Genomic DNA, 18,448 nt, shown 5'->3' on the forward strand with positions numbered 1-18,448 from the left:
TCTATTTTTTATTTTTTATGGCTGGCCTTTGGATTGATGACGAGATAATGAAGCTCAAGCGGACGCCTGCCGAACGGCTACTGCTGGCCCGTATTTGCTACCGGGCCGGCATAGCCAAGGATGAACTATGCCACGACAGTAATAAAGAACTGGCGCTGGCAATCGACATCCATGCCCAGACGGCATCCGATTTGGTTCAGAAGCTCGAAAAAGACGGGTTGATAAATACGAAAGTCTATCCCGAAAAGAAGAACGAACGCACGATTTCGCCTATCCGTAAAATCCTTATACCCTATAAGGAAAATGCGGATAGGTATAAGGAAAAGACTGATAGTGACTATAAGGAAATTCCTTACAGTACCCCCGAGACCCTATCAGGAAATTCCTTAGAGGGTATAAGTCAAATCCTTATAGGGTCTAAGGAAATTCCTGATAGCTATAATAAGGATATAAAACCTTTAGAAAACTTAGAAAAATCTAAAGCTGCTGCCTCCGCTTCAAGCGCGGGCGCGAGGGATGAACCGGGTAGTCAACACCTACCGGCTGAACAAAAGCCCCCTAACCCCCCTGTTGCGGCCGCCCCCCAAGTCCCCAAAAAGAAGTACGGCGACGGCAAGCTCCAGCAACTCGTCAAGGCCTTCATCCAGGCCAACCCCGACAAATACGAGACCGAGATGTACGTCGATTTTCTGGAAAAGTGGACGGCCATCGTCGATGACTCGAAAATTACGGCCGACATCGGCAAGGAGCTCTGGCGAACGCAGGACAGCTTCTCGGTAGCTACCCGACTCAAAAACTGGCACCCCGGCTATCTCAAAGACCAACAGAAACCGCATGAATCAGCAACTCGCCCTTCGCAATCCAACCATTCAGCTGGTAAGAATTCAACCGGCTATTCAGGTAAGCCGGTTAAACGACTTGCCCTTATCCCCCCTGGCAGCCTCAGCCGTTTCGGCAAAGCTAAACGGGACGAAGATCCTCAACGCGACGGAGGAACAATTAGAATCGATGTGGGATCAGATCACGGTTCTGCTGGGGATCAAAGTTGAAGAAAAGGACCTTGAGGCCCACATCGAGGAAATTGCCGCCACGACGGCGTGGCTTCAGGAGAACTACGGCGAGAAGCTGACCTGCGAGGAAATCGTTAACGCCTACAATCTGGCCTGCCAGCGTAACCTCAAGCTCAAAGAGTTATTCGGGCTCATTTCTCCCAAACACGTCGGCGACGTGCTGGATGCCTACCGCACCTACGTCCGGGAGGATCTGGAGATCAACCGGGTCTTCGCCCAGCAGCTGCTACTCGATCAGGAGCCCCGCCAAACCGAAGAGGAAATCACGGCCTTTATGGAATCGGCGCTGGAGAAGGCCCGCGCCGAGGTAGCCGCCGGTAAATTCTATTTCGATGCCGGTAACGGGCTCTTTGACTGGCTCTACCAGAACGGGCGCATCACGATCGACGAGAACCAGGCCGATCATTTTTACAAAAAAGCCAAACAGCAGCTACCCAAACTGCTGGAGCGCGAAAAGAAAGACGTTACCCCGGGCGACACCGGCAAGCAGTCGCAGCTGGAGAAGCTCATTCAGCACGCCGAAATGGGGCTGATCGGCGCTGATCACCATGCCCGCATCGAGGCCTACGCCAAACGGCTATTTCTCAATCACTACCTGACCCAGCAGCCATGAAAAAGCGCCCCAACGTGAACGAAATGTCGGCCGCTGATTTCCGTAAACGCTACGTCGATCAAATCGAACATAACCTGCAAAAGCTCTGCATTGACTGGTTCCGGCTTGACTACCCGCAGCTGATGATTGCCGCTGTGCCCAACGCTGGCGACCGCTCCCCGGCCGAAGCGCAGAAGATGCTCAATGAAGGCCTGCTTCCGGGCTTCCCCGACACCGTCATTCCGTTTCCGAGTGCGTCCTACCACGGTCTGTTTGCGGAGCTAAAAACGGTCAAGGGCCGCATTTCGCCCCAGCAGCACATCGTTCATGCTCACCTGCGGGCGCTGGGCTACCAGGTGATCGTACCCCGCACGTTCGAAGAATTTCAATCACAGGTTACCGACTATCTACATGGCCCAGCAAATTCGGGGCACTGAGCCCCCCGGTTACATTCATCTGCCAAAATTGGGATTAGTGGCTACGAGTGATATAGGCTATTTCGTCTCGCAGAAACAGTACTGTCACATCTACTTCGTAGGCTCCAATAGGCCGCATCTGCTCAGCGAGCCACTCGCCTACTTTCGGCGGAAGCTGCCGCACTTTGTTGAAACCCGCTTTCACAACTGCCAGGGTTTACGCATTCGTCGAAAACTCTATAACCCGGCTCTGCCTGCCATAAACGGCCTGCGTGAAGCGTAAACCCTACCGCCCATGATCTACTACAAATCGAAAATCAAATACAGCGCCCTGGTCGATGGGGAGGCCAAAGCCCTGACCGAAATCTACCTGCACGAGGCCATTAACTACGGGGAGGTCGAAACCCAGTGCCCGGAGATCCTCAAGACGCGCATCAAAACCTTCGACGAGGATACGATTGCCAATATCGGCAAGATCAAGTTTGCCGAGGTCATCTTTCATCCGATGGCCGAAGACGACGCCTTCTGGCAGGTCAAGGTGACGGTCTTCGACGAGAAAAAGCGCAGCTGGGCCTGTCTGGTACCGGCCCTCGATTACATCGCAGCGGGCCAGCGTGTCAGCGACTACCTGAAGGGATCACTTTTGCCCTACGAGATCGCCGACGTCAAAAAGTCCGATATCCTGGCCGTCTGGCATCCCAAGAACGAGCTCTGGCAGGGCGACTGGTACAACCGGATGGAGCGGCTCTACGACGAGGGCAAACGCGAAGTCGGCCACAATCAGCTCGATATTGATTTCGACAGCAAAGCCGATGAGGACGACGAAGACGATTCGGATAATTATGATTATGCCCAGCGCCGTAATCAGCTGCACGACGAGTTAACGAGTCTGGGCAATGGTTTGGGAGCCGTCCAGATTACGGCCAGCGGTACCGATCGGGCGGGCAATCACAAGTCGGTGACGGTCAACCTGCGAAAAAACCGAAAACGGAATGGCTAACGTCGTCCGTATCGTCGCCGGCCTGAAACCCTCAACCGGCGACTACCACATCATCACCGTTTTTGACGACGACCGCATACGCATCGAGCGCCCGTTTTGCAGCCTGCTGCTGCGTCGGGAAATGGGCACGCTTGACGAATCCAGCTGGAAACCGCACCGACACCTGATCGGGCTCCTTGAGCCAAACGCCTACTTCATAATCCACTACTGCCCATGCCGATCACACCCGATAATAAAGCCCGCTATCCCCGAGATTGGAAGCAGATTTCGCAGCGTATCCGTACCCAAAGAGCTGGCAACAAGTGCGAAGTGTGCGGCCTGCTCAATGGATCGCGCGGCTGGCGCACTAAGGACGGGACGTTTTACAGCGTCGAGGGCTTTGCAGGCGAAGCTATTAGCCCGCTACACGAAGATGAACTCTGCAAACTCGTTGGCAAACGCAACCCAATTACAATTGTTCTGACCGTCGCCCACCTGGATCATACGCCGGAAAACTGCGCAGATGACAATCTGAAAGCCATGTGCCAGCAGTGCCATAACCGTTACGATATGTCCCACCGGCAGGCGAACGCCCGCAAAACACGGCTCGATAAAATCTTCAAAAAGCAACTTACTCTATTCGCATGAACCAGCCCTTTCGCCTGCGCGGCCCACCTAAACAGTAGCTGCTGTCATAGCACCGGACACGGATGGGTGTCAAAATGGGAATCTTACCCCTACCGTGTCCGGTGTTTTTCCGTCAATTAAGATTTATACGCTACTATTTAGGCCCAATAATTCATAAAAAATATTCAAACTATCTTATAAAGAAGGGGCTTTAATAGCTGTCAAACTTTTATTTATAATACAAAATAAAAATTAAGTAAAAAGTGGATAAAAATAACTAGTAAATTCAATTATAATTTAAGTATTAACGGCAAAAATAAACTCATCTTAAATACAAGTAATTGACGTATATAGTATTATTACTTTACACGCTTTAAGTAAAAAATAGTAGAATATTACTTACCAAAAATTTAATAATAACTAATAATTACTCATATCCAAAAACTGTAACTTTTTATTTAAAAATTTTTAGATTTTTTACTAGTATATAGCATCGATTAAATCCTTTAATCCAAAAATATCTTATTATAATTTTAAATCTCTTACCGTCTATTTTTATGAATACGATGTATAAAAGACCAGTCTGCTTATTACTTGCATCAGTTTTACTGATCTTCTCCGCTTGCCAAAGGGGAAGTATGGAACCGGTCGATTTTGGCCAAACTCAATCGGTGAAGGTTAGCGCTGAAGTTGCTGAACAGTATCGCATTGAATTCGCGAAACTAATGGCTAAAGCCGTGGCTAGGGAAGATGTGCGCACGCTATTGAAAACAGAGGCAAAAAAACAGTTTGATAATGATACGGATATACTGTATCAAAGAACCAAAAACACTAAATTAGAAAACGGTCAGACGTTTGAAGAAGCTCTCATTGAACTGTATGGATCCCAAGAAAATTTCAATAAGATTGTTAATAGCTTACCACTACTAACAATTTTTATTCCCACGTTGGATAAATTTTCCGTTGACAAATGGGATATTAAAACAGAATTACCACAGGTCGCTTCCTATCCAAATAAAATTGGTGATGGGAAAAATCAGTATACGTTCCCCGCTTTTACTCAAGCTGGTGAATCGGTGCTTTTACAGAAGCATATTAAGCCAACTTCTGCAACCATTTTGATCAAGGACAATGAGCGACTATTTGTCAAAAATAAAGATAATCAAAATGCCCGGCTTCCTTTTGGTGCCAATCGCTTGATAAATGAAGGCGGAGTTACCTATGATTTTATTGATGCCTCCTTTGATGCCAGCTTCAGCAAGTCGGTTGCCAATAATAAGCAGGCCAGAATTGCCCGTTCTGCTAACGAATTAGGACAAGAAGTAAAAGATTCGTATGAATTTGGTCTGCAATACCAACGCGATTATATCTATTATGGCATTGCCCCTGAACGGGGCGTAAATACAGGTACTCTCCGCGATAATTATTATGAGTACATAACCACGTTTGGGGTATTAAGTCCAGCTAGTTTCGATCATATTGTTGACGATCCAACGAACGACTGGGGTGACGGAAATCTGGAATTCGTTATCAATGTTATTGCAGTAGACGGTAAGTCTGCCTTAAACACCCAAACGAAAGGTTTCAGCTGTAATCTTCGTGATATGTTCTTTTTTTCTGGCAACAAAGACAGTCATCAGGTGTACAACTCATATACGTATTTTCTTCCTACCCCTATCGAATTATTCCGGTGGGATATGGAGCGTTATGGGGATGCAATTAAGTTTTTGGTTTACGAGAGCGATCCAACCACGTCAGGAACAACCACCTATAGTACGACTACTACCTCTACGTATGGCTTTAATTTTAATATTGGGGTTAAGGATGGTCCCAATTTTGGCATTAATGCCAGCAACGTGGATGCCAGGAATCATACGTACAGTGTAGTCGTGGCTGGCGCACCTGATTACTTGTACGATGCTGTACTTACCTGGAGAGATAAAGTTGTGACGGAAAAATACGACCTAGGCGGAGGTTCCGTGTATTATGGAATTAATGATGTCCAGACTGGAACAGTCAGTATGACGGTAGAGCCGCGAAGGAAGTTTTAGTAAAACAACCCAGTTTTGCAATAAAAAAGGCGCTCCGACATTCGAGCGCCTTTTTTATTGCCCGGCGGATCAGGGCCATAAAAGCCCGGCTGGCTGAGTTGCAACTCCCGAACCGGGCAACTGCCGCATTCGACCAGTAGCACCCCGGAGCTCATGAGGTACGCCAAATCGGCACTGGACTCGATCTTTGCCTTTGGCTACCACTATCAGAAAGTGGGCGTGATGCTAACCGATCTGGTGCCCGCTTATTTATTTGTTCAATCATCCCCTGAGAGGGTGGCTAGGCCGGAAGGCCACGCAGCCACCCTTGAACCAATAAAAAATGGTTCGTACAACTAATGACCTTTATCAGGCGGGTTGCTGATCAACGGCGATCCGATCCGAAATTTCGCTCGGGTTTCGTCTGTTCAACGGAACCCGTTAACGAATAAACGCGCCAACAACTTTTTGCCATCCTAAAAAGGGCCTTTATCCCTCTTCGCTTACTACAGCATGCCTGAACTAATACTAAATGCTACCTTGATAATAGCGTAAGGCTTGTTCAACTGATATACCTTGTAACCGAGCATTATCAAGGATGAGGAACGTGATTCTGTAAGCCTCAGGATGTTTGCAAAAACGTTTCCATAGCCTATAGGCGTCATCATAACTATGGCCTGTCTTGGTGGATATATAGACAAGTTTGCGGGCGTCCCAGACCGAGTAGGGAGCTAATATCGCTTTTAAGTACCGACTAATAAATAAAAGTTTGCTCATGAAGTAGGTTGTAGTTCACTGGTAAACATAAGTACTTATGCTCAGTGATTTTTAGCCCCTCTATTAAATTGGAATTAAATCGGTATGGGCTAATTTCTCTTGTGAAGCGATTGAGATTCACCCTGGAATGGCCTGTGCACCGGGAACAAATTAGTTGCCGGACACCTTGTCTAGTTTAAGTAAAGCCATTTCGTTTCTGGCTTCTGGTAAGGTTAGCTTATACGAATAGAACATCGATCGGCAGAGCCGGGCTATACCCTGCAATTACTACTTGAAGTAGGTCAGTACATTAAAACTAGCAAACACCTACCCAGCATCCCTGAGCGGCTGAACTCGTTGAGAGGCGGATTGATGTGGCCACCCACGTGAGTACCGCAACGATAAAGTAGCCATGATTATTCACTGACGTTCACAGTTAATAAAACGGACTTTTGTCGGTTCTGTAGGGTAGGCATTTAAGCGTTTTCAATTCAGAAATTGGCTGTACCTGATTTTCTTTGTATCCTTACTCAACGGGAACAACAACTACCTATGCCAGAGCAAGCCGCATTAAGACAAGCCGCCGAATATTGGGAAGAGCAGTACAATCGGATCAGCGAGCAGGCTGAATCGTTCCCTAAGACAGGAATCATAGAGGATGACCTGGAAACAGCCTCTTGGTTGGCGGAAGTGAAGGAAATGTATCATCAGAAGTATCAGAAGGCTCGGCAGGACTACATTGACGCTGACTACGGCAATGTGCAGGATTTGCTAGGGTAAAAAAGGCCAGCTCATCCGGGCTGGCTTATCGAATAAGGGTGACCATGAGGCGCTGATCTCTTTTTACGGTTATTCACTAAATATAGTCTATTGCTGTGCGTTTTCTTGCTACATGAACCCTTACCGTTAAGCCTATGGAAGGACTATCCGCTGAACAATCGCCCGAGCCGCATCAACCCACCATATCGCAGCAGCAGTTCGATGCCGCCAATGATTTTCTATCCATCTGTGATCGGTTGTCGAATGAGTACGACAGCGGCTATTATTGGGCTGATGTGCAGCGGGCCCTACGTATTGCCGCTGGACTTGAGAAATGGCCTGAATAAGCAATAAGCTTATAGTGGGCAATCATACCTACCCCTAAAGTGCCCAAAAGCAATAGGGCATGCTCGTGAAAAACGAGGTTTAAGCGGATCGATCATGTTCGCTGAGTAAACCGACTAGTTTGAAGCTAAAGTAGGCGGATAACCGTGGCTATGGTAGCGTTATGATCCTGAAATAAGGGTCTCCTTTTCGTGAGTCGTCTAGAAAAACGAGGTTTAGGCGGCGTTTTCGTCGACCTGTATGTAGCCGTTTACTATATTTTCTGATACTTCCCTTCTCTGCCATCGTCTCACGCTCATCGTTGACAAGCCAGCCCGGATGGATAGGCGTCGAGGTCCGATCTTCATTGGCCTGTCGTTCGCCTATCCAGTACGGTTTCTTACCACTTACTCCAGCATCGACCACGCATGGCCCTACTCCAGCTCTCCGCTATCAAGCAACTCCAAAAAAGCATCACCCGCCAGAAACAGGCCGTCAGTAGCCATTGCTTTAACTGGCCGTCTGATCAGGCCATAGCGCCGGACCTGTTCATCCGGATCAGTAAAGCCGAGCTACAGGTCGCTAACTTAGTATCCCAACTGGCGTTGCTTTACCAAGCCTGTCTGGCACTCGCCCAGGACAGGGTCATCGACGAGCCGTGGTCTTTTGAGGAGGAGCCGCCAATCGATCCCCTGGCTGGCATCCGCTTTGTGTTCCACGCTCAAACCGAGTGTGATTTGCCCCCCACCATTGAGCAGTACAAAGAACTCCATGAACTGGCTATGACCTACAGCCAGTTCCAGAAAGCCCGGCGGCAACTCGTGCAGGGGGTGACAAGTAGCTATCCTGAATTGACGGACCGGGGCGAGCTTAAACTCATACCCAAAAGGTCACTGACTCTCGCAGCCTGGGCCCAAAAAGAGTATCAGCAGGAAATTGCCGATATTGACGTTGACTACTGCTTAGGGGGTTACAATCAATTCTATCAGCAGAGTATGACCCTTCTGCAAGCGAACACCGATGGCCAGCGAACAGCCCTAAGTATCTTACAATTGATCAAACTACACTAAATAGGAAGGCTTTCATTAATTAATTTCCTGCCTTAAGTCCTCATTGAAGTCTTTGTTCAATGACTTGATGATTTGAACGCGCTGATTGAGCCGGGTCAGTTCCAGCAGGCTTGTACAAACGGCTGACAGCGGAGCGATCGCTTCCGGAATAACCAGATCAAACTGCCCGTTGGTATCCACAACCATAAGGAGCTGGCTCTCCCCCGAGTCGGTCGTTATTGGCGAACCCATCCGAACGCCATTGTTATAGGTAGCGATCCGGTCAAGTAGCGCCTCCCGCAGCGGCCAGTATCGTTCCTGGGCCGGAAGGCGATAACCGATCCGGCCAGGGCCAACGGCGGTCGGGCGGATTGGCAATTGAATCGCGATGAGTTGCTGAATGAATTGCAGATCGAACAGATGCCCTTTGGTATCGTTGTCGAAAGCCAGGTTGATTCGCCAGGCGGGTGATTTTTTAAACGAGTCAATGTACCGGGTGATGGTATCGACCTGCTGGGGAGTAAGCTGCCCCCCGGTGGAAAAATAGACCGAATTAATTGTATCATCTCCCCGCCTGGTCCGCAACTGCTTGTGCGAAAGCGCATCGATAGCGCTCTCCAGGACGAAAAACTGCTCCGCTATCGGCACCGGATTCGACAGAAACACACTGTTGAGCCGATCACTACCGGGCGCATGCAGCTTTACCTGCTCATTGCGAAGTTCCAGTCCCGTCACGTCCGCTGACAGGCCATTGTAGTACGGAAACGCCACGTTCGTAAACTGGATGTACTGCCGCTGGGGATGCGCCTTTACCGTTGGGAACTGTTCGGCGTGGCCCCCTTTCGGATCATAATAGGTAACCTGGGAAACCACTTTACCCGCAAACTCAGGACTATTGATCGTTTCGGGAGAAATTTGCCGCTTGATGAGGTAGTTCTCGTTCTCCAGCGGTCGGATATCAAACAACGCTACATCAAAGGCCTCCTTTGGTTTATCATCGGGCAACCGGACCGCCATTTGCGGATTGCGGACAATCAATTCAGCGTCGACCTGGAGGTAGCTGTAAAGGACACTGGTTATGTTTTTGAACTCATTGTCAGCCGGTTGATTGAACTGACTAAAAACCGTTACCAGTCGATTCCGGATAAAGTCAATGATCGTACCCGAGTCGGCAAAGTCACCGGCGCGCTGATAGACCTGTTGGGCAGGATTTCGGGGATTTTTGATGACAATTCGATCCTGATAAGCGGTGTGTTCCAGTACCGGCCGACTATGCCCTTTGTTGGGTTGCAGCTCGTACCCATAATGCAAAGCCAGTTCGATAATCGAGACGGTAGCCCGAAGTTCCTGAACAGGAATCAGATTGGGAAAGCGCTTCCGGAGTTCATCGAGCTTTGTCATTAGTCAAAGTAAGGCATTTTAGCCGATACGCCAGACTTATACAACCCGTGATTCAGGCCGGGCTGTGCTTCAACCCGGCATTGGCACCATTACCGACCTGAAGTATCTGTTGATGCTGATCAATTACCAGTATCAGAGCACGGTTGAGCCCAGCCCCAACCCGATGAATTAGGGGGCTATCTTCCAAACAGCCGGCATACCTTCGTTAGCCGACGGTTCCCTCTAGTTTGAAGAACCGGCCAAAGGACGTTAGACTAATGTTGAGAAACAGGCCAAAGTGGCCGCTTTCCATCAAGTCCAGATAGATTCGCTGATGATCTTTATCCACACTGATCACAAAGCCTTTGGTGCCTACCCGAATAATACCCGGACTGGCCGAGGAAGTGATCTGAATGATTCCTTTCGAAATGTAATCGGCATTTAGGCGAATCTCAGCCGTGGAAACCACCCGGTCGCTGGCTTTAAATGGTCGTAACGTCATGATTATGATGCAGATATATTAACTACAAAGCAACTTAGTAACGAAACTACTGTCGATCCATTCGGGGTTCTACGCTAAATATACCGCCTAACAAAAAACCCCGGACCTATCAGCTCCGGGGTTTTCCGACTACAAACCTACTTTCTTAACTAAAATACAGATTGGCCTCCCGCTCCCGACGAGCTACCAGTACCGGTAGTTTGACTTTCTCGCCGTTTCTGGTACCGAACACCCACCGGTTAAACTGCTTCCGGATATCAGGATCACGAGGGTTTTTATTAATCACCTTCAGCAGCGTCGAGCCTCTGAATGCCCCCTCGCCGGCGTTAAAGGCAAAACTGACGCAGGCGTCAAACATCTGCTGCGTGAGCGGCTGAGTAACACACTTATTGACGCAGGCCTCGAAGCGGTCGAGATCCGAATCGAGCAGCCGCAGCGCTTCGGCCGAGGTGATGGTTTTGCCCATGAACACGTCGGGGCCCGTATGACCGATGCCAATGGTGGGCACACCCACCTGGTCGCGGTAGGCTTTGAGTTTGCAGCCTTCCTCATTCTTAATGAAGTCGATGCCGCGCACGGAAATTTTGTAGCTATTCATACAAGTTACGCTAGTTTACGGTAGAACTTTTATGTGATTGTGTGCGTGTCTGTGTGCATTACCGGCTAGGCCAACTAGCTCATAAACAGCGCGCTCTTACTTGCCTGGGATCGTGACGGTTATGTGACTGTGCGGCTTGTGGGCGGTTAAAACTTTTCCAGTACTGACTTGATCCACCGCTTGCGGCCCCAGCCCAACAGGCGCGTACGCAGCAGCTCACTCTCCAGTTCCGATCGCAGTTCTTTGATCTGCCCGTTCGATTCGACGAGCGCCTGGCCAACCTGGCGCTCCCGGCCGCTGGCGGTCGTCAGCTTGGCGTTGGCCTGATCCTGCAAGGCCTTGATGCGGGCGTCTTTCTCCTGGATCAGATCGCGGCCGGCCAGCCTAGTCTGTTGCAATAGACTCACCGACTCGTTGTATTTGCTGGTCATCTGCTCCAGCTGCTGTTTGTAGGTAATGGCCTGCGTGCAGCAGTCGGGTATGGGTACAGGTTGCCCCTGGGCGACGAGGGCCGACCAGACCAGCAGGGCCAGCACGGCCGTCAGCCCCGCGATGATTTTTTCGGTTTGGTTTTTCATGGGTTGATCTGGTTTAGGGAGTCCCACCGGGCTTTGGCGGATTGTTCGCTCGGCCGGGGGGCGGTAAACACCGAGTCGGGCCGGGTTTCGCCCAGCACGTAGACGGTCTTTTTCTGCCGGTACTGTTGGTAGAAGCCCCGGCCGATCAGGCCCAGGGCCGTCAGGGTGAAGGCGAGCAGCAGCAGCTTCAGCCCGTTCTTTTTGAGGTATGACTTTACTTGATCCATTTGTCAAAGGTTTGTTCCATCCGCACTTTCATGCCCGCCAGCGTCTCCTTGATATCCTGCGCCATCTCCTTGGTTTCGGTTACCTCTTCGCCCAGCTTGGCCACCTTTTCCGACAGCTGGCGGGCGTGGTTCTCGGTTTGCAGCTCCAGCTTGGTGGTGCGCTCGGCGATGTGCTCGCGCCAGGTCTGCCACTCGCGCAGGTTGGCCTGGTAGGTGGTCTTGTGCTCAGCCAGGTTATCGGCAATCGCCTTCAGCTTGGCTTCTTCGTATTGTTCGGCCTTTTCGGCGGGTCGGGTAAACAGGGAGCGAAACAAGTAGCCGGCCAGGGCCGACACCAAGGCCGCAATGCCGGTTTGCACCAGGGCGGCCGCGCCCCCGCCCGAATCGGACGCAATGGCGATGTTGGCCGGCTTGTCGACGTGTTGCAGCAGCAGAAAAAAAAGTGTCATTCGTTCAGTACAGTTACGGAGGTAGTGGTTAATTGGTAAGGGGGTTTTCGATCTTGGCGATCGAGACCAGGTAGGTCAGTAGTTCTCGGATCGCCTGCGAGGAAGCCCCCACAATGAAGGCCGCTACGGGGATTAGCCAGTCCATTTTCTGACTCGACAAATGGTTGCTGAAGGCCGAGATGCCGGCTCCGGAGATAGAAGTGGTTGACAGCCGGTCGAGTACGCGGTTGATCGCGTTCATCGTCGCGATCGTCCGGCGGTCGAACTGGAGTAATTTGGGGGTTGTGTCCATGGTTACGTTACGGTATTTTATTTACGGTTTTACAAAAGCGTATCTTTGGGGCACCATGAGTAAAAAGTCATTTCCCTTTCCCGGTCCCTGGACACTGGTGGCGTTGGTCAGCGGCTATCTGTTTTATTTGGCCGTGAAGTGGCTTATCGGGCTGTTTTAGCTGCTAGACTTTCTAGTCGATGTAGGCGATCCAGCAGATATTGAGATTGGTCAGCACGGATATACCGTTGATCTTGATATAAATATTGGTGCTGTCTGCCGTCCAGCTGGTGCCAAGCGACAAGGGCGTATTATACTGAAACGAGTACTGGACATTGACGGGCGTTGCGCTTAGCCCGTGCGGAATCGTGAAGCTCTGCGTACCGATCGCCAGCGTCAGCACGGTAAACACCCCTCTGGCCTGAGTGAGCGGCTCGGACTTTACCCACCGGCCCACCGGCCAGCTGCCGATCACTTTCTTGCCGTCGTCAGTCCCTGTCGACAAATCATCCCAGAAAAACAGGCCACCCATTTTATCATTCATGACAACCCCATACCGGACGATGGCAAAGCTGGAGGAGGTTCCTTTTTGCGCCCGGAGCGCGGTTAAGTTTTCAAAGCGCATCAGCGTAGCTCGATTGAATAGATGAGGTTATTACTGCCCGGTACCGGTGCGGTCGTGTAGTAGATCGTTACGTTGGTAGCGTCCACAGTATAGTAGCGGATATTGGCCGCGTCGTTGCTGTTGGGATGGACGGCCACAAAGCTTGGCGTAAAACCCAGGCTGTGGGCGACGGTAAAGGTGGTTTGATTGCCCGTACCGGACAGCGACGCACTCAGCGGATAGGTACCAAACGGTTTACCATTGACGGTTACATTGTTGCCCGTGATCGACAGGCCCGGTATGCCCAGGTTCGCTTTGGCCGTGGCCACGTTTCCCAGATCGGACAGGTTGGCGCTTTTGGCCATGCCCCCGATTTGATCGAGCGTCGGCATCGGACCGGGGGTGATTTGGGCGAAACTGGCAGTAGAGACTAGCAGAAACAAAATCGCTTTCATGGTCTCGCTAGTTTGGTGTAACCGCCAGCCCTACTACGCCTGTCGCTTGGCTGGTTGCAGAGGTGATAACAAACTCATAGATCTGGCCAGCACCCACAGTGCTTGGATTGCCAGTAGTCAGCGTGGCACTTCCCTGATTTGCCGGTATAGTGATTGTCCCTATCAGCGTGTTAGTGGGGTAGGTCTTGTTGTATACATCGACCGTTACGGATTGTGCGATTGGCTCTGTAAGGAAAATGCTTAGTGTTGCTCCGTCCGCCATTGTTAAAGGGCAGTGGACAAATCCACGATTGTTCTGCGCATGTGGTATAACTGATCGTAACGTGAACACAGCTTCATAGGCGCGGGGCGAGGGCTTATCGTCGGCAAAGAATAAAGCAGCTGGCTTGCCTACGTAGCTGCTGTAATCGGTACTACCCATCCCCGTAGTGCGAACATAGCGAGCGCTAGTCGTACTGCTGCGCGTGGGGTTTCCGGTGCTTAGGCTCACTATGGCGGAGGTTGTGCCACCGACCGCGAGTTGACCCGCCTTGAACCCGCCTAGGTACTTGGTCGATAGTCGGGGTGAGTCGCTACTGAACACAAAGTCGATATAGCCCACTCCACCCCCGGCGATGGTGCCTACGTAGTACTCTTTGCTATTTTTTACTTGCGTATCGACATAACTATCATTTGCAATGAAGCTAAACGTATTGTCCTGATAGATTTCGATTGTGTTGCCGCCCGTAGCCTGCATTGCCCCCGTGGGACTCACGCCTGTCAGCCGGGTATTTGCTCCCGACACACTTGCTGCATAGTTAGAAAAATACTGCGCTGCTTTCGAATTAATGACAACATAAATCGCCTTTTGTCCCGTTGCGGCAGTGAACGCTGTTAGGCTCATTCCCAAATCCACATAATTGCTGCCAATGCCAACCAGTTTGAGGTCTGCTACCTTTTTGTAGCGAACATCGCCCCGGAAATAGCCAGGGTAATAATCCCACACATTGCCACCCAGGTTAGTTACTTTGAGTTCAGCATCGTACTTTTTTGCCTGGTTAATCAGCGTAGACGGTGGGACCAGAAATTCAGCAAAGGCACTCGCTCTGGCACTGTATCCCGCGCCGGACGGGTGAACCAGATCGCCCAGCAAGGGAAGTTGTGTACCTGCCGTTAATGTTGTGGTGGACTGGCCAAATACCCTATCCCAGGTATCGAATAGGCGAACCCCAGAAAAGTCGTTACGTACAGCGAGATACCCATTCCGTAGGCCCTGATTCCATTTTTCGACAAGTGCCTGATCCGTTGGTAAATCCTGCCCAAAGTTGGGATACGCTGTTGAACTTGGAAATCCCTGCCCAGCCGTGAAGGGTCGCGCCGTCATCGGGTTAGGCGTGCGCAAGATGATCTTGTCTTTTGGATAGGCTTTCTGAATGCGCGTGATGGCGGTACGTAGGCGTTGTGCGATGTAATCGCTTATCTGGGCCTGCGTCAGGTTACCCGTAGCGGCATACAGAATTAGGTCGTTGATGCCGTAACAAACCACCCAGCATACCTTATCGGCTTTACCAGCCCGCCAGTTGAGTTGCGTAGCGAGTGAGGTGGCCCCGCTTGGTTTGTGCCCGTAGTAATCCCACTGATTGATACCCGCATTCGTGGTCACAATGGTAGGGGGCGTAGCTGCGGCCCCGGTTAGCCAGTCGTCCAGGCGGTGTCCGGAAGCCCCAAAACTGACCGTCCCGACGACACGCTCCAAAACTTCGCCCGGCTTGCGCAGTTCGGTAAGCCGATCGAATCCGTACCCCGAACCCTGGTCCTGCTCGGTGGTGGAGTCGCCACTAAAAAGAAACAGCACATTGTCGGGCGAGAAATCACCCAGCCCGCCCACCGAAACGATATTCAACGCATCCGCCACCATGACCGATTCGCTGCCCGTGCCCGTTGGTGTGTACGAGGTAGTACCACTACCGCCACTGGGTTTATACACCTGCGCCTGCACCAATCCTGCGCAGAGCAGTAAAAAAACGAGTATCTTCTTCATAGGTTGTTAGCGGGTTCCAATGATTAAAAATGTGTTGCCAGCGCCGGGATCATAGGTGATCGCTCCATGTTTGATGCCTGGAATAGCAGGAAACGTAAAGCCCGTTTGAGCCGCCAAGGGTTGTCCCATCAGGGTTCCGCTGGTGGTGCCGTTGTTGAATACACTCACGAAGTAGGCTCCGGCTGCTATTGTACCGGCGGTCGTGGCCGGCGTGTTAAAATCAGTACCAGTTGTGGTTGTGATCGTGACGTTACCGCCCCCACCGCCGCCCGACGCGGGAATAGCCGCTTCGTAGTTGGCCAGCGCGGTCGCCACCGTGGTGCCCCAGGCGCTGCCATCCGCCTTTTGAAAGTTGGCCACCTCGTAGGGAAACGAGTAGCCGCCGACGCGCACGTTGATGCTGCTGCCGGCTGCGGTCACGGCGATATCGCCCGGGGCGAACGTGCCACTGATAGAGGTGCCCCGCACGCCGACCTGATCGCCGACGCGGTAGAGTTTGATAATGTTCTGCCCGAAGCCGATGCTGGCCAGCAGGCACAAGAGGGGAATTAACAGGAGTCGTTTCATGGTATACAGGGGGATTAATTAAGACTATTGATCGGATCGGATGCGGTAAATTTTCCACTTTACGCCACCGATGGACGGGTATTGACCATCGCCATTCGGGTCTTTGTATTGGATCGAAAAGCCGAGCATGTGGGAGCCATCCCAACCTGAAACGTTTGTCATGTCAACCGTGTAGGTCTGACGGCCAGCGTTCGGATTGATACTAAAGTCTCGGCTACGCTCTACGCTAGGGTTGTCCGGATTCGACCAGACGATTTTCATCTGAGAAGCCCCGTTTACGAACTCCGCATCGATGTAGATTTTCTTAACGAACTCGCCATTGATCCACTGCTCAGGGCTTGACGCTTTCATGTCTTTTCCCTGTTGATCGCCCTGAAGGAGCGGTACAACTTCCAGATAATCGGTGATATTCTTCTCCAGCTGATCGCCCGCATGGTTGTAATACCAGCCCAGACGCGACCGCTGATTAAAGACATAATCGAACTTGCCCGTCCATCTTGGCTGCGCGTAACACCAGGCTTTAATCTCATCGACGGTTCCGTATTTGGCCGCAAAGTCCAGGTCGTAAATGGCGTCTTTATGATCGAGAATCAGGTGCGGAGCAGAACCCACATAGAACAACGCGAAGTCTTTATCGATGCCGGTATCGGCCCCTTTGCGGTCATTATCGTGCGCCCAGCGCCCCGAAAAAGGCATATAGAGACCCCATCCTTTGCCTATCCGGTTATCGATTGCCGCCATGCAGGGCTCAGTCGATCGGAACTGAGTAGCCCCCCCGTCATCTTCCGGCTGATTTCGGGAAATCCAGTTGCCGGTGTAGGGTTTACCCGTTGCGTACATGACCGTCGTAAAGTCCGGAACAAGCATAAAGCAAGGCGTTTCCTGCGTCCTAACGTCGGGAAACGAATTCGACCAGGCGTCGTCGCGGAACATCGTCCAGCGCATGTGCATTCGGAAAGCAGACGCGTCGTTTGGATCGTGCCTGAGCCACTTTTCCATGTACATCTTACCCAGAACCCGGCTCATGTCCCATTGATAGGGCTGCGCTTTGGTATAGAGCTTGCCCGTACTTTTGTGGAATGTCAGTAAGGGGGAAAAGTCTCCGTTTGAACCCTCGTTGCCACCTTCGATGGGATTCCATCCGATGCCGTGCGTCACCTGCCCCGCTTCTGTATACTCATCTCCGGCCCCTCGTGGCGTGGAGTAGGCTCCCATTTGGACCTGCCGGCCCGCATCTAAAATGCCATTACCCCAAATTGGACTATTAACCTGATTCTTGCCGTTGTACGCAGAGGAGACACTGAGGTAGTCCAGGAATCCGGCACCCGTCAAATTTAGTCCGATCCGAACACCGCCCGAAGTCGGTGGATCAAGATATACCCGGTTGTAAGCGCCGTTCGCTTCACCTGAGCCGCTACGTCCCGTCTCTGACAAGGCGACATACGTACTATTTAGCTCGTAGGCATTACCGTACCCTGCCGTCGTTGTGGCCGTATTACTACCAGGGTTTGTCGTGGTCTGCGAGGGCGGCTGGGTAACGGTCGTGCTGGTAGCATTGAACAAGGCCACGTCTCTCGCTCCGGAAACAGGCGTAAACGTTTTACTGAACGTCACCTGATCGGACTCTTTGCGGATGGTTATTTTCTTGGCGGAACCGTTCGGCAAATTGACGATCCAGCGCCGGGTATTACTGGTGGGCTCCGATCCGAAATAGAACGTCGTGTTGTTGATCGGTACGCCGTCCGGATTATTGATAGTAAAGCTGCTGCCGTCTGCGTTTTCAAAGCGCATTTTGACGTTATCCCCCGAATTCAGCGAAACCGTGGCGTTTACCGTCAGCGAGTTCGGACTGAACGAATACGTCGCCGACGCAAAGGCCGGGCCGGTAGCGGTCGTCGAGCACGTCGGCTCGACAATGGGCGCTTTGCCCGACGGGAGCGGACACCCGCCCGATTTGGTGACGCGGGCAATGGTGCCATTGGCCACGGCCGCTTTGAACTCGTTGTTCTTGCTAACGGTATACGGATACGTCGTCAGGTTGCGCTGGGCAATGACCCGGTACAACTCGACACTGGGCGCGTTGGGTTTGTAGATATAAAACTCGACGGGTACGACCGTTTGCGCGAGTCCACGCGGGGCTAAACCCGACAGCGTCAGGCACAATACGGACAGAAGTGTAAGAAGCTTTTTCATGG

The 18,448-nt window shown here is 51.4% G+C and carries 24 protein-coding genes; 11 read left to right on the top strand and 13 right to left on the bottom strand.

Annotated elements, in window-relative coordinates:
- The first annotated feature begins 17 nt into the window (after nucleotides 1-17).
- The 5 genes from GK091_RS15390 to GK091_RS15410 are packed head-to-tail and all read left to right on the top strand — an operon-like array spanning nucleotide 18 to nucleotide 3,078.
- Complete coding sequence (locus GK091_RS15390; protein WP_164039957.1) at nucleotides 18-1,049, top strand: MarR family transcriptional regulator; 1,032 nt, start codon at nucleotides 18-20, stop codon at nucleotides 1,047-1,049.
- Entirely contained in the window at nucleotides 1,009-1,683 is a 675-nt protein-coding gene (locus tag GK091_RS15395) for a hypothetical protein (RefSeq protein WP_164039959.1), read from the top strand. Before GK091_RS15390 ends, GK091_RS15395 begins: the two co-directional genes overlap by 41 nt.
- Nucleotides 1,680-2,099 (top strand): VRR-NUC domain-containing protein, encoded by a 420-nt coding sequence (locus tag GK091_RS15400; protein WP_164039961.1) that lies wholly within the window; start codon nucleotides 1,680-1,682, stop codon nucleotides 2,097-2,099. Before GK091_RS15395 ends, GK091_RS15400 begins: the two co-directional genes overlap by 4 nt.
- On the top strand, nucleotides 2,074-2,361 hold the full coding sequence (locus GK091_RS15405) for a hypothetical protein (protein WP_164039963.1): 288 nt from the start codon (nucleotides 2,074-2,076) through the stop codon (nucleotides 2,359-2,361). The genes GK091_RS15400 and GK091_RS15405 overlap by 26 nt, the downstream gene beginning before the upstream one ends.
- A 12-nt stretch (nucleotides 2,362-2,373) precedes the next feature.
- Complete coding sequence (locus GK091_RS15410; protein WP_164039964.1) at nucleotides 2,374-3,078, top strand: DUF4494 family protein; 705 nt, start codon at nucleotides 2,374-2,376, stop codon at nucleotides 3,076-3,078.
- A gap of 31 nt (nucleotides 3,079-3,109) precedes the next feature.
- On the opposite strand, the gene GK091_RS15415 is transcribed toward GK091_RS15410, so the two are convergent.
- Nucleotides 3,110-3,283 (bottom strand): cobalt-precorrin-5B (C(1))-methyltransferase, encoded by a 174-nt coding sequence (locus tag GK091_RS15415; protein ID WP_164039966.1) that lies wholly within the window; start codon nucleotides 3,281-3,283, stop codon nucleotides 3,110-3,112.
- A gap of 8 nt (nucleotides 3,284-3,291) precedes the next feature.
- On the opposite strand from GK091_RS15415, the gene GK091_RS15420 reads away from it, so the two are divergent.
- From GK091_RS15420 to GK091_RS15445, 6 genes are all read left to right on the top strand, one after another.
- Entirely contained in the window at nucleotides 3,292-3,705 is a 414-nt protein-coding gene (locus GK091_RS15420; protein WP_164039968.1) for a hypothetical protein, read from the top strand.
- 536 nt (nucleotides 3,706-4,241) lie between these two features.
- Nucleotides 4,242-5,735, top strand: a complete 1,494-nt coding sequence (locus GK091_RS15425; RefSeq protein WP_164039970.1) for a hypothetical protein — start codon at nucleotides 4,242-4,244, stop codon at nucleotides 5,733-5,735.
- 93 nt (nucleotides 5,736-5,828) lie between these two features.
- On the top strand, nucleotides 5,829-6,074 hold the full coding sequence (locus tag GK091_RS29965; RefSeq protein ID WP_164040828.1) for a DinB/UmuC family translesion DNA polymerase: 246 nt from the start codon (nucleotides 5,829-5,831) through the stop codon (nucleotides 6,072-6,074).
- 948 nt (nucleotides 6,075-7,022) lie between these two features.
- Nucleotides 7,023-7,250, top strand: coding sequence for a hypothetical protein (locus tag GK091_RS15435; protein WP_164039972.1), 228 nt, complete (start codon nucleotides 7,023-7,025; stop codon nucleotides 7,248-7,250).
- 134 nt (nucleotides 7,251-7,384) lie between these two features.
- On the top strand, nucleotides 7,385-7,576 hold the full coding sequence (locus GK091_RS15440; RefSeq protein WP_164039974.1) for a hypothetical protein: 192 nt from the start codon (nucleotides 7,385-7,387) through the stop codon (nucleotides 7,574-7,576).
- A gap of 405 nt (nucleotides 7,577-7,981) precedes the next feature.
- Complete coding sequence (locus tag GK091_RS15445) at nucleotides 7,982-8,623, top strand: hypothetical protein (protein WP_164039976.1); 642 nt, start codon at nucleotides 7,982-7,984, stop codon at nucleotides 8,621-8,623.
- Between the two features lie 15 nt (nucleotides 8,624-8,638).
- Here GK091_RS15445 and GK091_RS15450 read toward each other — a convergent pair whose 3' ends face one another.
- The 12 genes from GK091_RS15450 to GK091_RS15505 form a co-directional block, all read right to left on the bottom strand.
- A complete protein-coding gene (locus tag GK091_RS15450; RefSeq protein ID WP_164039978.1) occupies nucleotides 8,639-10,003 on the bottom strand; it encodes a toprim domain-containing protein in 1,365 nt (454 codons plus the stop codon).
- A gap of 205 nt (nucleotides 10,004-10,208) precedes the next feature.
- Complete coding sequence (locus GK091_RS15455) at nucleotides 10,209-10,484, bottom strand: hypothetical protein (RefSeq protein ID WP_164039980.1); 276 nt, start codon at nucleotides 10,482-10,484, stop codon at nucleotides 10,209-10,211.
- Nucleotides 10,485-10,629: 145 nt separating this feature from the next.
- Nucleotides 10,630-11,082: a lysozyme gene (locus GK091_RS15460; RefSeq protein WP_164039982.1), complete on the bottom strand. Its 453-nt coding sequence runs from the start codon at nucleotides 11,080-11,082 to the stop codon at nucleotides 10,630-10,632.
- Between the two features lie 146 nt (nucleotides 11,083-11,228).
- On the bottom strand, nucleotides 11,229-11,687 hold the full coding sequence (locus GK091_RS15465; RefSeq protein ID WP_164039984.1) for a hypothetical protein: 459 nt from the start codon (nucleotides 11,685-11,687) through the stop codon (nucleotides 11,229-11,231).
- Nucleotides 11,657-11,887: a hypothetical protein gene (locus tag GK091_RS15470; RefSeq protein ID WP_164039987.1), complete on the bottom strand. Its 231-nt coding sequence runs from the start codon at nucleotides 11,885-11,887 to the stop codon at nucleotides 11,657-11,659. Before GK091_RS15470 ends, GK091_RS15465 begins: the two co-directional genes overlap by 31 nt.
- The gene (locus tag GK091_RS15475; RefSeq protein ID WP_164039988.1) at nucleotides 11,875-12,336 is read right to left on the bottom strand and encodes a hypothetical protein; all 462 of its coding nucleotides are present in this window, start codon (nucleotides 12,334-12,336) and stop codon (nucleotides 11,875-11,877) included. Before GK091_RS15475 ends, GK091_RS15470 begins: the two co-directional genes overlap by 13 nt.
- Before the next feature lie 28 nt (nucleotides 12,337-12,364).
- Nucleotides 12,365-12,628, bottom strand: a complete 264-nt coding sequence (locus GK091_RS15480) for a hypothetical protein (protein ID WP_164039990.1) — start codon at nucleotides 12,626-12,628, stop codon at nucleotides 12,365-12,367.
- 172 nt (nucleotides 12,629-12,800) lie between these two features.
- Nucleotides 12,801-13,232: a hypothetical protein gene (locus GK091_RS15485; protein ID WP_164039992.1), complete on the bottom strand. Its 432-nt coding sequence runs from the start codon at nucleotides 13,230-13,232 to the stop codon at nucleotides 12,801-12,803.
- A complete protein-coding gene (locus GK091_RS15490) occupies nucleotides 13,232-13,666 on the bottom strand; it encodes a hypothetical protein (protein ID WP_164039994.1) in 435 nt (144 codons plus the stop codon). The genes GK091_RS15485 and GK091_RS15490 overlap by 1 nt, the downstream gene beginning before the upstream one ends.
- 7 nt (nucleotides 13,667-13,673) lie before the next feature.
- Complete coding sequence (locus tag GK091_RS15495; protein ID WP_164039996.1) at nucleotides 13,674-15,686, bottom strand: SGNH/GDSL hydrolase family protein; 2,013 nt, start codon at nucleotides 15,684-15,686, stop codon at nucleotides 13,674-13,676.
- Nucleotides 15,687-15,692: 6 nt separating this feature from the next.
- Complete coding sequence (locus tag GK091_RS15500; RefSeq protein WP_164039998.1) at nucleotides 15,693-16,253, bottom strand: hypothetical protein; 561 nt, start codon at nucleotides 16,251-16,253, stop codon at nucleotides 15,693-15,695.
- A gap of 24 nt (nucleotides 16,254-16,277) precedes the next feature.
- Nucleotides 16,278-18,446 carry a hypothetical protein gene (locus GK091_RS15505; protein WP_164040001.1) on the bottom strand — a complete coding sequence of 723 codons (2,169 nt, stop codon included), beginning with the start codon at nucleotides 18,444-18,446 and terminating at the stop codon, nucleotides 16,278-16,280.
- Nucleotides 18,447-18,448: the final 2 nt, after the last annotated feature.

The organism is Spirosoma agri (assembly GCF_010747415.1).
GTDB lineage: Bacteria > Bacteroidota > Bacteroidia > Cytophagales > Spirosomataceae > Spirosoma > Spirosoma agri.